This window comes from Jeotgalibacillus campisalis (genome assembly GCF_000829515.1).
Lineage (GTDB): Bacteria > Bacillota > Bacilli > Bacillales > Jeotgalibacillaceae > Jeotgalibacillus > Jeotgalibacillus campisalis.
The window spans coordinates 62488-75805 of the sequence record NZ_JXRR01000010.1; the positions used below are offsets into that span (position 1 = coordinate 62488).

Consider the following 13318-nt stretch of genomic DNA (forward strand, 5'->3'; position numbering starts at 1 on the left):
AGAGCAATTTGTTTGAAACAAAAAGATGCATCATAAAAAACGTCTGCACACGGGATGCTGGTGAGATAAAAGCTTTATATATGAATAAGGACGTAAGGAAATACTTAGGCGGGGTGCTTGAGGAAGATGCCATTCAGGCGGTCATAGAGAGGGTGTTTCATTCAAGTGAAACCCTATTTTATTGGGTGGTGAGAGAAAAAAATACGGATCGGTTTATGGGCACCGTCTGTTTAGACCCTCACCATGAAGGAAATGATCTTGAACTTTCCTATCAGTTTTTACCCAAATGGTGGGGAAAAGGATATGCAACAGAGGCGCTTCCATTCATTATAAATTATGCTTTTGATGAATTGAAGTTATCAAAACTTGTGTCTGAAACTCAAACCGCAAATAGTTCTTCATGCAGGCTGCTAGAAAAGTCAGGTATGACAGTTGAACGGGTCATTACAAGATTTGGAGCGGAACAAGCCATTTATTCGATTAAATCCGTTTAATCAAAGTGCAAAAACTGGATGATCGAACAGCTGCTTCTCCAAACAACCGCTCATACTATCAATCCGTCAGGGAAGGTCCAGCTTAAAAGCGCATGCAGCTATATACACAATTGGTCCAGGAAGGAGTGCCTGGTGTTAAACCTAAAAGACTGCACCGGCTTCTGCATGCCTGAAATTTAGGATCTCCCGGAGTGTAAAAAGGAAACGCCTGCGCATAAAGCGGAATGAAGGATTGATATTGCTGACTTACTGGATCAAATTGACCGTAGGGATTCGCTGGTGGACTCCATTGAGTGGAAGGATAGGGAAAAGGTGTGGACATATACCAATTATACGGGTTTTGCATAAGGTGAAAACCTCCTGAGAATCACTTTATAGTAGTATATGTTTGATTAAAGCGGGGAGATCTTATCAAAAAAAGAAAAGCACCTGAAGCAAAATATATTGTTTCAGGTGCTGCAAGCTAATAGCCTTTATTAAAATCCACTAAATTGATCGAAGGCTTCCCGTTTTGTAAATACTCTTTTAAGTTTGGTATGAGAATATCTTCAATGACACGCTGATTATAGTATTCCGTCGCCCCTGAAGTGTGGGGCGTGATGATGACTTGATCCATTTCCCAAAGAGGGTTGTTTTCTTCAAGCGGCTCCTGTTCAAATACATCCAGACCGGCACCTGCGATTTTATTTTCCTGCAATGCTTCAATGAGCGACTTTTCGTTTACCGTTTCCCCTCTGCCAATATTAATGAAAAAGGCTGACTCTTTCATTACGTTGAACTGATCTGGACCAAATAGATTGGTTGTTTCTTTCGTATGTGGCAATGTATTGACGACATAATCACAATCAGGAAGGATGTTTGTCAGTTCTTTCAGGGAAACCATTTTATCAAAATTTTCTTCTTCTTTGCCGCTTCTCCGTATGCCAATCACCTTCATTCCGAATGCTTTGGCGATCTTTGCCGTTTCTTTTCCGATTGCCCCCGCTCCAAGAAGGCCGAGTGTTTTGCCATGCATTTCAAGACCGAGCCCTGCGTGATGCCAGGTTTTTGTTTGCTGCTGTTTTACATAGGTGTGAATCAGCCGGGTTAAGCCGAGCATCATGGCGAAAATTGTTTCAGAAATTGGATTCGCATGAACACCGTTTGCACTTGTCACGAGCTGGCTCCGCTTTTCAAACGTCTCAAGTGAAAGGTTATCCACGCCAGCGCTACACGATTGAAGCCATTTAAGCTTGGACTCATCTGTTAAGAGCTCTTCCATTTCCTTTTTCCAGCCAGCGATGACCTCAGCTTCCTGAATGCAGGATTTCCAGTGGGATGAATCTTTTCCGGCAATGATGTTCCAGTCAGGCAAGAGACTATGTACTTGTTCTTCAAGATCTGATGTAAGGTTTTGTGTAATGATCAGTGTGCGTTTTGACATATCAGTGTCCTCCTCAAGGTTATTATTACTATTTTCAGAAAGATGCTTCTAGATGCAACGGGCGATTGCCCGCTTCCTTTTTATATTCCCTTTCACGATTAAAGTAAGCTGTTTAGAGGGTTAAATTCTTAGTATTCGCTGACGAATAAAGGAAAATCCCCCTTCTGCAGCGAAAGAAGCTATGAAAGGTTTTAATCTATTCTTTCATGTTTTTGAATCGAAAAAAACATGTTTAATAGACCACTCATCCTCATTAATTTGAAGATGACCAAAAGAAAACTGCTTTTGTTTTCTTTTATCGGTTGGAGAGCCGGGATTGAATAAGATGGTTCCGTTTATTTTTTTATAAACGGGAATATGAGAATGACCAAATAAGAGAAGATCAGGCTGTATATTCTTAAACTGGTCCATCGCCCGCTGTTCAGTCGTCTTGCCTTTGCCATCACCATGGGTCACTCCAACCGTCAGAGAACCGAAGGATAGGAGTAAAGACTTCTGAAATCTTTGGTGAAGAGCTGGTTCATCCACATTGCCTGTCACCCCATATAGAGGTGCGAATTTAGTTAGGTCATCTGCTATTGCTTCAGTTTGCCAGTCACCAACATGTATAATGGCATCAGCTTCGTGTAAGTAAGTCAGCAAAGCTGGTGGAAACTTTTTTGCCATTCTGGGCATATGAGTGTCCGATAACACGATTATATTCATTTTGTTCACTCCATTCAGATTCCATGTTAAACTATTGTATCAATAGAATTGAAACGACATAAAGGAGATACGAATGTATGCACCTATTCCAGGGAGAACTAACACATCAGCCAACAGAATCGGTTAGAAAATTTACCGTAAGACAGCTTGATCAGGAAGATGAGAAGCTATTTTTTGATTTCCAGGATGAAATAGCCGAAGGTTTGGAGAATGAGGAAACGCTGCAGCCGCTAACGAAGAAAGAGGTAACGTATATCCTTGCAGACGGAGGCATAATGATTGGTGCATTCGTAAATGCGAACTTAATCGGTTTGAGAGCACTGCTGTATCCTGGTGATGACAGTGAAAATATCGGCCATGACCTTGAACTCCCCTATCAAGAGAGAATGAAAGTGGTTCATCAGGAAATTTCTTTGGTACATCCAGATTACCGCGGAAACCATCTTCAGCAAATTTTGGCAAAAGTACTGATGCAGCAATTAAAATATTCCACTGATTATTTTACACATCTGTGCAGCACGGTCTCCCCTTTAAATGTTCCGTCCATAAAAGACAAATTTTCTCAGGGACTTATGATTGTGCAAATGAAGGAAAAACACAGCGGGGTGCCGCGCTATATTTTCTACAAACATCTGGTAAATGATTTTCCGGTAGATAGTTCTTCTTATATTTATATTAGACTGGATAAAACCAATCGCCACAAGCAGTTTCTTGAAAAAGGATATATTGGAATCTGGTTGGAACAGACAGATTTCGGTCACTGGATTGTATTTGCGAGACTAAAAGAGAAAAATTAAACGTTTATTTTATTGTAAAGCAGGGAACTACAAAATTAACACATTAAATTAATTTTATAGGAGGCTTTACCATGACACAAACTCAAAATTATAATCCAAGTACAGGACAAGAAAAAAATAGTAAATTTTTAAAAGGTGTTTTAATAGGAGCAGTGGTTGGTGGAGCAGTCACAATGTTTGATTCCACAACACGTAAATCAGTTACTTCGGGCAGCAGAGGTGTAAAGGATTCGACGATGGGTTACGTAACCAAAGTTAAAGATAACCCTTCTGAAATCAAACATGATTTGCAGGACCGCTTGAAATCTGCAGCAAACGTATTAAAGAATGCAATGAGTGATGCTCAGAGCTTATATGAAAGAGTCAATGAAGATGTTGTTCCTCAAGTTGAAGAAATCAGAGAAAGTGCATCTGATATCGTTAATACTGCAAAGGAAACAACAGAAGGCATTAAAGATATTGGCAGCCAGGTAGCAGAAGCAGGAAGTGAAGTAACAGGAGACAGCGACGACAGCTCTTCTTCTTCAAATACTTCTTCTTCCAACAACCGTACTTCCGGCAGTCAGTCTGGCTCAACGAATAACACTGGATCATCAGCTGGCACAAGCACAGCTACTTTAAATCCTAAAAGTGCTGATACTGTAGCTGCTTCTCCTAAAGGAGATATTCCAGGAAGCCGCACAAGAAGAAAATAAATCTATGAACCATCCGCTTTCTAGCGGGTGGTTTTTTTATTTTATAAAAGCTGGAAGATAGGATTATATCCATAAAAAGAGAATGAGGTCGGGACGAAACTCCAAAAAGTTTTAAAAACGAGGTAGTATTTATAAATAGTAAGAGGTGAACGGAGCGGAAGGTGGCGACTCCTGCAGGATGTGACGGTTGCTTGAGACCCCACAGGGCGCAGCCCGAGGAGGCTCAAGCTCCGTCCCTGCGGAAAGCGTCCGCCTGAAGCGCAGTGAACCGGTCAAAGAGGCTGAGACACTTTTGTCTCAGCCTCATTCCACTTTTGAAAAGCAGCATTGCCTGGTGGAGCAGGATCTATAAATAGGATAGAATGGTTCCGCCAATTGCACCAGTTAAAACGATTACCCAAGGAGGCAGTTTCCAAAAAACGAGCATGCTGAATAAGATCGCTGCAAAAGCAAAATCAATCGGCTCAACAATGGAGCTTGTCCAAATCGGGAAGTAAAAGGCAGAGATTAAAATGCCGGCAACTGCAGCATTTACCCCTGTCAGAGCTCCTTTTATAGAAGCATTCTGCCGCAGCTGATTCCAAAACGGAAGAGCCCCTAAAATCAATAGGAAAGCAGGAAGGAAAATAGCGAAAGTGGCAAGCAAGCCTCCTGACCAGCCATTCATCACAGCACCTAAATAAGCTGCAAACGTAAAAAGCGGACCGGGTACTGCTTGAGCTGCTCCGTATCCAGCAAGAAAATCTTCTTGGCTGATCCAGCCGGACGGAACGAATTCACGTTCGAGGAGCGGAAGAACAACATGCCCGCCCCCAAAGACTAATGAACCTGCCCGGTAAAAGCTGTCAAACATTGCCATCCAGCCCCATTGTGTGGCTTCTCTCAGAATTGGCAGGAGAAGCAGCAGCCCGAAAAACAAGATCAGGCAAACAGCGCCAAATTTCTTTGAAATCGGAAAAGAAAATGATTTTTTTTGTTCAGCAGGCATTTCTTTAAACAAAAGATAACCGATAATCCCGGCGATCAGAATCACCAGAATTTGTGAATAAGTAGTTTGCCAAAGCAAGGTCACTGTCAGCGCAAGGAGAGCGATGGCCTTGCGATTTAAATCCGGTGTAAGGTTTTTTGCCATACCCAGGATGGCATGAGCGACTACAGCTACGGCTACTATTTTTAAGCCCTGCAGCCAACCTGCATTGCCGGCATCAAAGCTTTGTACGGCGAGAGCAAATAGGATAAGAACCAGTACAGAAGGCAAAGTAAAGCCGATAAACGATACAATTCCTCCTATTGTACCTGCTCTCATCACACCAATGCCGATTCCTACCTGACTGCTTGCAGGGCCAGGAAGAAATTGGCAGAGCGCAACGAGATCTGCATAGGTTTTTTCATCAATCCATTTTCTGCGGCGTACGTATTCCTCGTGAAAATAACCTAAGTGAGCGACCGGCCCTCCAAAAGAAGTAAGGCCAAGCCTTGTTGAAATGAGTAAAAGTTGAAATAGTGTCTGAAACGTTACTCTTTCTTTCATAACCGTCTCCTTTAATCATTAATTTCGTTCATAAGTTCTCCTGCTTTTTTTCTAGCTTCTTTCAGGACATGAATCCCTTTGGAAGTAGCAGAATAATACTTGCGAATTTTTCCTTCTGCCAATTGTTCGTGTTTCGTGATTAGACCGTCCTTTTCCATTGAGTGCAGAATGGGGTAAAGAGTACCCGATGACATGGTATATCCATGCTCCATTAGTTCCTGAACCATCCACGCTCCGTAGATCGGCTCTTCCTTAGCGTGATGCAAAATATGAATTTGGATAAAACCGAGAAAAAGCTTGCGTAAAATTTTATCCTCCATGTTTAAATCCCCTCTTTTACTTCACATTGATAACCGATATCGAATCTCTACAAAAAAATTCTAACAGTCTTTGATCGGCTTTAGAACAGATAACCATACTTTTTACAATGTCTTAACAAAAAAAGAGTGACCTTCAACCTGCCGGCAAGCAGGTTTCGGGTCACTCTCTACTATTAATGGATACCATTTAATTCGTTGACTGTGCTAAGCGGACAAGCATATGCGCAAGATGGTGGCGCTGATCCTTATCTCCAACAACCCATAGCTCTTGAAGAAGTTTTTCTTCACGGTTGCGCGGTTCTTCTTTTTTAGCTAGATAATCTCCAACTTTTTCTGCACCTTTGGCTAACGATTCTTCACCTAATCCAAGCTTTTCACCCTTGGACACCTGGTCACCCAGATAGTTTTTGAAGCGGTCAAAGTTTTGAAGAATTTCCTCTTTTTGTTCATTATCAGTTTGTTGAATCTCTTTTTCTACTTTATTTTCGATACTCATGATAAAACCTCCTGATATTTCTATTTTTGGTTACAGTATATGGATACCCGGCAGGTTAAATTCAAAACCTGCCGATGTGCTGCAGAAAGATTATTTTCTTCTCTGCAAACAATCAGCTATAATGCTATAAACTGGTTAATAGATAGTTTCGTAATAGAAGGGGGAAAAGGATGATACAGCTTACCATCGATCATGCTAAAGCGTATAGGGACTTACGACTGCAAGCCCTCTTACAAAATCCAGAAGCGTTTGCTTCAAGCTATGAAGAAGAAAAGGAATTGACTGTGGCAGCATTTGAAAAACGTTTTGAATCAGGAGATTCTTATACATTTGGTGCCTTTATTGAAGAAGAGCTCATAGGGACGGTTACACTTATTCCGCACAAAAAGGAAAAACTTAAGCATAAATCAGATATTGTTGCAATGTACGTAGATCCTCGCTGCCGGAAAAAAGGAATTGGCAGAAAGCTAATGGAAACGGCCATTAAAAAAGCTGAAGAGATAAAGGAAGTAGAACAGATCCTGTTAGCCGTAGCGGAACCTAATAAAACGGCGAAAAGCTTGTATGTTTCCCTGGGATTCAAATCCTTTGGACTGGAAAGAAAAGCACTAAAACTGGATGGACTTTATATTGATGAAGAATATATGAAACTGGAAATCAGATGAAAACAATAGCTTGTTCCGCTAGCTGATTATTGCTATGTTTAGGGGACACTTTTATTCAATAAACTATTTTACGCATGAATTTTTGGGGGATTAGGGGGGAGATCAGTGATAGATGATCGATATTCAAGACAAGAGCTTTTTGGGGCAATTGGCAAGCATGGACAGCAATTAATGAAGAAAAAACATGTCCTGCTCGTCGGTGCTGGAGCTCTTGGCACAGGAAATGCTGAGGCGCTAGTACGTGCTGGAATCGGTAAGCTGACCATTGTGGACCGTGATTATGTAGAAGTAAGCAACTTGCAGCGACAGCAATTATACAGTGAAATTGACGCTCAAAAAAAATTGCCTAAAGCAATCGCAGCTAAATACAGACTTGAGCAAATCAATAGTGATGTGAAGATTGAATCTCATGTACTGGATGCCTCATGGACAGATTTGCTTGAATTGGCGCAACCGACGGATTTAATTATTGATGCAACTGATAATTATGATACCAGGCTTGTTTTAAATGATGTGTCACAAAAATTGGGCATACCATGGATTTATGGAGCCTGTGTCGGAAGCTGCGGAATGACCTTTACGATTCTTCCGGGCAAGACACCCTGCTTTCAGTGTTTATGGGATAAAATGCCGTCTGCTGGCGGACAGACCTGTGACACAGTCGGGATTATAAGCGCTGCTGTTGGAATGGTTGTCGCCCATCAAACTGCAGATGCATTGAAGATACTAGTAGAAGACCAGGATTCACTCAGCGGCAAATTGATCACATTTGATTTGTGGCAAAATACATATGCAGCTGTTCAGGTAAAAAAATTAAAGAACAGCAGCTGTCCATCCTGTGGCACGGCTCCGTCTTACCCGTATTTATCCTCGCAAAATAGTTTAAAAACGGCTGTTTTGTGCGGCAGAAATACCATTCAAATTCGTCCTGCTGAGAGAAGAAAGATTAATCTGCCTGACCTCAATGCGGTTTTCACCACACAAGGACTGCCTGTTCAATACAATCAATTTTTACTGAGCGTTGAAATCAGGGATAAACGGCTGGTTGTATTTGAAGATGGACGGGTGTTAATTCACGGAACTGATAATATAACAGAAGCAAAAAAAATCTACCATAAAGTTTTCAGCTGAGTTGCATACAATTTATTTAGCAAAAAAATCCCCCTTTATTCCATTATAGAACCAGGGGGATATGCATTCTTCAGAACGTTTTGTCTTTCACTAAGCAGGGAACAACCTTGTAGAAGGAAGAAAAGCTCAATGCCATCTACTTTTGCTTTTAACTTCTAAACTAGAATAGAATACATGAATCACTCAATAAATGTGGATGGAATCGTTTGACGGTGATAGTCTCCATTTTTTCCTCCCGTTTTCTCCTTTAAAAAAGTAGGACCAATCACGATTCCTTTATCGATCGCTTTACACATATCGTAGACTGTCAAGGCGCAAACAGATGCAGCAGTCAGGGCTTCCATTTCAACTCCGGTGCCTCCGGTTGTTTTCACCGTTGCAAGAATAATAAGCTCATAGTTTTCATTCTTTTCCTGCCAGCGGAAGGAAAGATCAACTCCGCTGATGGAGATGGGGTGGCACATGGGAATAAGAGCTGAAGTCTGCTTAGCTGCCATAATGCCAGCTACTTGGGAAACACTTAACACGTCCCCTTTTTTCATCGTTTGATTCGTTATACTTTGATAGATTTCTTGATTAACCAGTACACTAGATTGAGCGGCTGCGGAGCGCGTTGTGTGTGATTTTTCAGAGATGTCCACCATTTTTGCTCTGCCCTGCTCGTTAAAATGTGTAAATTCCGACAATAAAAGCACCTCGCTTATAAGTAATACTCGTCATTGTATCATGTCAGTCTTAGTTAATCGCAGATTTTGCAGCGAAGAAGGGAGAATGCATTCTATGGTTGAAAAAAGGAAGCCAATACCTGTAGGAGAAGCGGTTAGCCGTGTAATCGCCCTTGCCGGGTCAGGTAAAAAAGAAAGAGTACATATCGAACAATCATACGGAAGAACGCTTGCTGAGGATCTAAGGGCTTTGCACCCTGTTCCCCCATTTGACCGGTCTCCCTATGACGGGTTTGCAATCCGTTCAAAAGATTCGAAACATGCCTCAAAGGACCATCCAGTCACATTTACCATTACAGAAACCATTGGGGCGGGTTTTGTTGCCTCTAAAAAAGTGAACGAGTTTGAAGCGGCAAGAATTATGACTGGCGCAAAAATGCCTGAAGAATGCGATGCAGTCGTGATGCTCGAGCTGACAACTCAAACTTCCAAGAACGGACAAGAAAGCATGTCAATCAAGCGTGCATTTAAAAAGGGAGATAATATTTCCTTTACAGGAGAGGACACAAAAGAAGGCGACGTACTTGTTCAAAAAGGGACGAAAATCACACCTGGTGTTGTCGCCGTTTTAGCGACCTTCGGGTATGAGTACGTGGAAGTAGCCCGGAAGCCTCTAATCGGTATATATGCAACCGGTTCTGAGCTGCTTGATGTAAGTGAAGAATTAGAGCCGGGTAAAATCCGCAACAGCAATGCTTATATGGCAGCTGCACAGATTACTGCTGCCGGGGGCGAGGTTAGAATGCTCGGAAAGCTCGATGATGAGTTGGAAAGCTGCTATGCATCCATTCGGGAAGCGATAAACCAAGTAGACATTCTCATTACGACAGGAGGCGTTTCTGTCGGAGATTTTGATTTTCTTCCTGCGATTTATGACAAGCTCGGAGCAGAGGTTTTATTTAACAAAATTGCAATGAGACCCGGCAGTGTCACAACAGTGGCTCATCTCAATGGCAAACTTCTATTTGGCTTATCGGGCAATCCGTCTGCTTGTTTTGTTGGCTTCGAACTATATGTCCGGCCGGTAATCAATCTACGCTTATTTAAGACGAAGCCGCATCTCTTAAAAGTTAAAGCCAGATTATCAAAGGACTTTCCTAAACCAAATCCGTTTACCCGCTTCGTTCGCAGCAAACTTTCTTACGAAGAAAACGGGTTGTTTGCTGCTCCAAATGGGTTTGACAAATCAAGCGCCGTCACATCGCTTGCAGGTGCCGATTGTTTCATTGTCCTGCCTGGAGGAACAAGGGGCTACGCCGAAGGAGACCGCATTGATGTACTGCTTCTTGAATCAGCTGAAGGCAGTGAGTGGCCATGGACGTAAATCTTCCCATTCTTCAACTAGCCGGCTATCAAAACAGCGGCAAAACGACTGCCGCACAAATTTTGATTAAGCGTGCTGTAAAAGAAGGCTTTCAATTAGGCTCCATTAAGCATCATGGACATGGTGGAGAGCCGGATGGAACGCGTCTTACTAAAGACAGCCATAAACATTTGCAGGCAGGTGCAGCCGTCAGTGCAGTTGAAGGTAACGGCATGCTGCAGCTCAGCAATCAAAAAGGACATTGGACACTTGATCAGCTTATTGTTATTTACCAAGGACTAGAGGTGGATGGCATTTTAGTTGAAGGCTATAAAATGGCCCATTATTCGAAAATCGTGATGATTGGCAAACAAGAAGATACGTTGCTTTTATCTGAACTGACAAATATCGTTGCCGTTATTCGGGATAAAACGGTGAAAATAGATGAAACATCCTTTCCGGTTTTTACAAGGGAGGAAGAAGAAAAATACAGTCGATGGTTCATCGATTTCTTAAGGGGGTAAAGTCATGTACAAGATTACTTCTCAACCGATCGCAATTGAAGAAGTAACAGCTAAAGTCGTCCGCCCTGAGGCAGGTGCCATCGTTAACTTTATCGGAACCGTCCGGGAATTTACCAAAGGAAAACGAACACTGTCCCTTCAATATGAAGCGTATCCAGAGATGGCAGAAAAGCAATTGAGGAAAATTGGGGATGAAATAAAAGAAAGATGGCCGGATGCGGTGACAGCAATTACTCATCGTACAGGAAAACTGGCTATTTCAGATATTGCGGTGGTAATCGCCGTATCGACCCCGCATCGAAAAGACGCTTACCAGGCAAACGAATATGCAATCGAGCGGATCAAGCAGATCGTGCCAATATGGAAAAAGGAACAATGGGAAGATGGAGAAGAATGGATAGGGGACCAGCTCCAAAAAACAGCTTATTCAGATGGGAAACCCGGGGAGGTGAAACCCTCATGATACATGTTCAATGCTTTGCTCATTTAAAAGAACAAACAGGACAAGATACAATTACCATTGAGCAATCCTCGCTGTCGGTAGCCGATTTGCTTGCAGAGCTTTCTGCTCGTTTTTCAATTGAGACAGATTCATTAATGGTAGCCATTAACGAAGAATATGCTTCACCTGAAGACATTGTATCAGAAGGAGACCGTGTGGCATTAATTCCTCCGGTGAGCGGCGGTTAAAGGGGGAGATAAAAGTGGGAGAGAAACTCGCAGGAGTCATCTTATCGGGCGGCGGATCTACCCGCTTCGGGGAGCCGAAAGCGTTCGCTAAGATGAATGGAAAAGCTTTTTATCAGCACGCAGCCGACGCGCTCTCCCCCTTTACAGAGGAGATCCTGATTGTCAGCCATCCTGATTTAAAGCAGCGGTTTGAAGGGGAAACGTCTTATCCCGTCATTCAGGATCAGGAGCCATATGCAGAAAAAGGTCCCTTATCAGGTATCTATGCTGCCATGGAGCAATGTGACGCACAATGGTACTTTATTGTCGCCTGTGATATGCCCTATTTTAATTCGGATGCTGCCGGTAAATTGCTTCATCACAGATCCAAAGAAGTTCAGGGAGTCATTCCTTCTTCAGAAGGCAGGATGCAGCCGTTAGCAGCGATCTACCATAAAGATACTCTTCCACATTTGAAAAACCAATTATCCTCGGGGAGTTTTCGGATGATGGAGTGGATTGAACGCTTTCATGTTAAGGTAGTGACAGAAGACGTTTCCGGAATCGATAAATCGGCTTTTCAAAATATCAACGATCAGAAAACATTTGTACTGCTAAAAACAATTAACGATAAGGCTTAATTGATTTCGACTTAACATCATCCAGCGTTTGCAGAAAAGTTAAAAACGCTAATGAAAGGAGATAGAATATGGCCGATCCAATAAGAGATGTTTTCTCAAGACCGCTGAAAGATATCAGAATATCGGTTACAGATCAATGTAATTTCCGTTGCAGCTACTGTATGCCAGCTGAAATTTTTGGACCGGACTTTGCCTTTCTTCCTAAAGAAGCGTATTTGTCTTTTGACGAGATTCACCAGCTTGTCGGGTCAATGGCAGAGCTTGGAGTTGAAAAGGTCCGTTTAACAGGCGGAGAGCCGCTGCTTAGAAAAGACCTGCATTTGCTGATAGAAAAACTGTATGAAATTGATGGTATAAAAGATATCGCGCTGACGACTAATGCAATGATGCTTCCAAAGTATGCAGAAAAATTAAAAGCAGCCGGACTTCAGCGCGTCAATGTCAGCATGGACGCAATTGATGAGGATGTATTTAAAAAGATGAACGGAAGAAGTGTCAGCACAAAACCGGTTCTCAAAGGAATTGATGCCGCTGTTAATGCCGGACTTGAAGTGAAAATCAATATGGTTGTACAAAAGGGCGTTAATGATGATCAAATCATTCCAATGGCTTCTTATTTTAAAGAGCGGAATATTACATTGCGATTTATCGAATTTATGGACGTCGGCAGTACAAATGGCTGGAAGCTATCCTCTGTCGTTACAAAGAAAGAGATTGTCTCACTTTTAAATGAAAAATTTGAGGTATACCCTCTTGAGGAAGCCTATTATGGCGAAGTAGCAAGCCGATATCGTTATGCAGGCACTTCCTCTGAAGTGGGGGTCATTTCATCTGTTTCCGATTCTTTTTGTTCAACCTGCACCCGTGCAAGAATCTCTGCAGATGGAAGGTTCTATACCTGTTTATTTGCAACAGAAGGTTTTGATCTGAAAACGTTTATGAGAAATGCCTCTTCTCTTGAAGAAGTCACGAAAGAAATTTCTATTCTATGGAATAAACGGAAAGACCGATATTCAGACGAACGAACCGAAGAAACCGCTAAAAACAGAAAGAAGATCGAGATGTCCTATATCGGGGGATAGCAAAAAGGCAGGCTGGAGTAATTCCGCCTGTTTTTTTGTCATTAAAGAACCGGCGCTCTGTAAATTTCACTAAAAATTAAGCCATCGTTTTTCAAAATAATCGGAACAAAAAGAAGG

The 13318-nt window shown here is 42.2% G+C and carries 19 protein-coding genes; 12 read left to right on the forward strand and 7 right to left on the reverse strand.

Going from position 1 to position 13318, the window contains the following annotated elements:
• Positions 1-8 precede the first annotated feature (8 nt).
• Positions 9-494, forward strand: coding sequence for a GNAT family N-acetyltransferase (locus KR50_RS05440; protein ID WP_041055914.1), 486 nt, complete (start codon positions 9-11; stop codon positions 492-494).
• A gap of 82 nt (positions 495-576) precedes the next feature.
• Here the strand turns inward: KR50_RS05440 and KR50_RS05445 are convergent, their stop codons facing one another.
• The 3 genes from KR50_RS05445 to KR50_RS05455 form a co-directional block, all read right to left on the reverse strand.
• Entirely contained in the window at positions 577-840 is a 264-nt protein-coding gene (locus tag KR50_RS05445) for a hypothetical protein (protein ID WP_041055917.1), read from the reverse strand.
• 117 nt (positions 841-957) lie between these two features.
• Positions 958-1917, reverse strand: a complete 960-nt coding sequence (locus KR50_RS05450; protein ID WP_041055920.1) for a D-2-hydroxyacid dehydrogenase — start codon at positions 1915-1917, stop codon at positions 958-960.
• 204 nt (positions 1918-2121) lie between these two features.
• The gene (locus tag KR50_RS05455) at positions 2122-2622 is read right to left on the reverse strand and encodes a metallophosphoesterase family protein (protein WP_041055923.1); all 501 of its coding nucleotides are present in this window, start codon (positions 2620-2622) and stop codon (positions 2122-2124) included.
• 77 nt (positions 2623-2699) lie between these two features.
• Here KR50_RS05455 and KR50_RS05460 point away from each other — a divergent pair, with 77 nt between their 5' ends.
• The 3 genes from KR50_RS05460 (at position 2700) to KR50_RS18440 (ending at position 4466) form a co-directional block, all read left to right on the forward strand.
• Entirely contained in the window at positions 2700-3419 is a 720-nt protein-coding gene (locus KR50_RS05460; RefSeq protein WP_041055927.1) for a hypothetical protein, read from the forward strand.
• Positions 3420-3490: 71 nt separating this feature from the next.
• Positions 3491-4114: a YtxH domain-containing protein gene (locus tag KR50_RS05465; protein ID WP_198134232.1), complete on the forward strand. Its 624-nt coding sequence runs from the start codon at positions 3491-3493 to the stop codon at positions 4112-4114.
• A gap of 187 nt (positions 4115-4301) precedes the next feature.
• Positions 4302-4466 (forward strand): hypothetical protein, encoded by a 165-nt coding sequence (locus tag KR50_RS18440; RefSeq protein ID WP_156969469.1) that lies wholly within the window; start codon positions 4302-4304, stop codon positions 4464-4466.
• Here the strand turns inward: KR50_RS18440 and chrA are convergent.
• The 3 genes from chrA to KR50_RS05480 form a co-directional block, all read right to left on the reverse strand.
• A complete protein-coding gene (gene chrA / locus KR50_RS05470) occupies positions 4461-5645 on the reverse strand; it encodes a chromate efflux transporter (RefSeq protein ID WP_041055930.1) in 1185 nt (394 codons plus the stop codon). The genes KR50_RS18440 and chrA overlap by 6 nt on opposite strands.
• Positions 5646-5656: 11 nt before the next feature.
• On the reverse strand, positions 5657-5965 hold the full coding sequence (locus KR50_RS05475; RefSeq protein WP_041055933.1) for a PadR family transcriptional regulator: 309 nt from the start codon (positions 5963-5965) through the stop codon (positions 5657-5659).
• 187 nt (positions 5966-6152) lie between these two features.
• Positions 6153-6461, reverse strand: a complete 309-nt coding sequence (locus KR50_RS05480; protein WP_041055937.1) for a DUF3243 domain-containing protein — start codon at positions 6459-6461, stop codon at positions 6153-6155.
• A gap of 170 nt (positions 6462-6631) precedes the next feature.
• Here KR50_RS05480 and KR50_RS05485 point away from each other — a divergent pair, with 170 nt between their 5' ends.
• Positions 6632-7126: a GNAT family N-acetyltransferase gene (locus KR50_RS05485; RefSeq protein WP_041055939.1), complete on the forward strand. Its 495-nt coding sequence runs from the start codon at positions 6632-6634 to the stop codon at positions 7124-7126.
• Between the two features lie 108 nt (positions 7127-7234).
• The gene (locus tag KR50_RS05490; RefSeq protein WP_041056064.1) at positions 7235-8257 is read left to right on the forward strand and encodes a ThiF family adenylyltransferase; all 1023 of its coding nucleotides are present in this window, start codon (positions 7235-7237) and stop codon (positions 8255-8257) included.
• A 179-nt stretch (positions 8258-8436) separates the two neighbouring features.
• Here the strand turns inward: KR50_RS05490 and moaC are convergent, their stop codons facing one another.
• Positions 8437-8943, reverse strand: coding sequence for a cyclic pyranopterin monophosphate synthase MoaC (gene moaC, locus KR50_RS05495; protein ID WP_041055941.1), 507 nt, complete (start codon positions 8941-8943; stop codon positions 8437-8439).
• Positions 8944-9037: 94 nt separating this feature from the next.
• Here moaC and KR50_RS05500 point away from each other — a divergent pair, with 94 nt between their 5' ends.
• The 6 genes from KR50_RS05500 (at position 9038) to moaA (ending at position 13201) form a co-directional block, all read left to right on the forward strand.
• Positions 9038-10306: a molybdopterin molybdotransferase MoeA gene (locus tag KR50_RS05500; protein ID WP_041055944.1), complete on the forward strand. Its 1269-nt coding sequence runs from the start codon at positions 9038-9040 to the stop codon at positions 10304-10306.
• Complete coding sequence (mobB, locus tag KR50_RS05505; RefSeq protein WP_041055946.1) at positions 10297-10809, forward strand: molybdopterin-guanine dinucleotide biosynthesis protein B; 513 nt, start codon at positions 10297-10299, stop codon at positions 10807-10809. The genes KR50_RS05500 and mobB overlap by 10 nt, the downstream gene beginning before the upstream one ends.
• 4 nt (positions 10810-10813) lie before the next feature.
• Positions 10814-11272, forward strand: coding sequence for a molybdenum cofactor biosynthesis protein MoaE (locus KR50_RS05510; protein ID WP_041055948.1), 459 nt, complete (start codon positions 10814-10816; stop codon positions 11270-11272).
• Positions 11269-11499, forward strand: a complete 231-nt coding sequence (moaD, locus tag KR50_RS05515) for a molybdopterin converting factor subunit 1 (RefSeq protein ID WP_041055950.1) — start codon at positions 11269-11271, stop codon at positions 11497-11499. Before KR50_RS05510 ends, moaD begins: the two co-directional genes overlap by 4 nt.
• A 14-nt stretch (positions 11500-11513) precedes the next feature.
• Positions 11514-12119, forward strand: a complete 606-nt coding sequence (mobA, locus tag KR50_RS05520; RefSeq protein ID WP_052476815.1) for a molybdenum cofactor guanylyltransferase — start codon at positions 11514-11516, stop codon at positions 12117-12119.
• A 68-nt stretch (positions 12120-12187) separates the two neighbouring features.
• Positions 12188-13201 carry a GTP 3',8-cyclase MoaA gene (gene moaA, locus KR50_RS05525; RefSeq protein WP_041055953.1) on the forward strand — a complete coding sequence of 338 codons (1014 nt, stop codon included), beginning with the start codon at positions 12188-12190 and terminating at the stop codon, positions 13199-13201.
• The last annotated feature ends 117 nt before the right edge of the window (positions 13202-13318 follow it).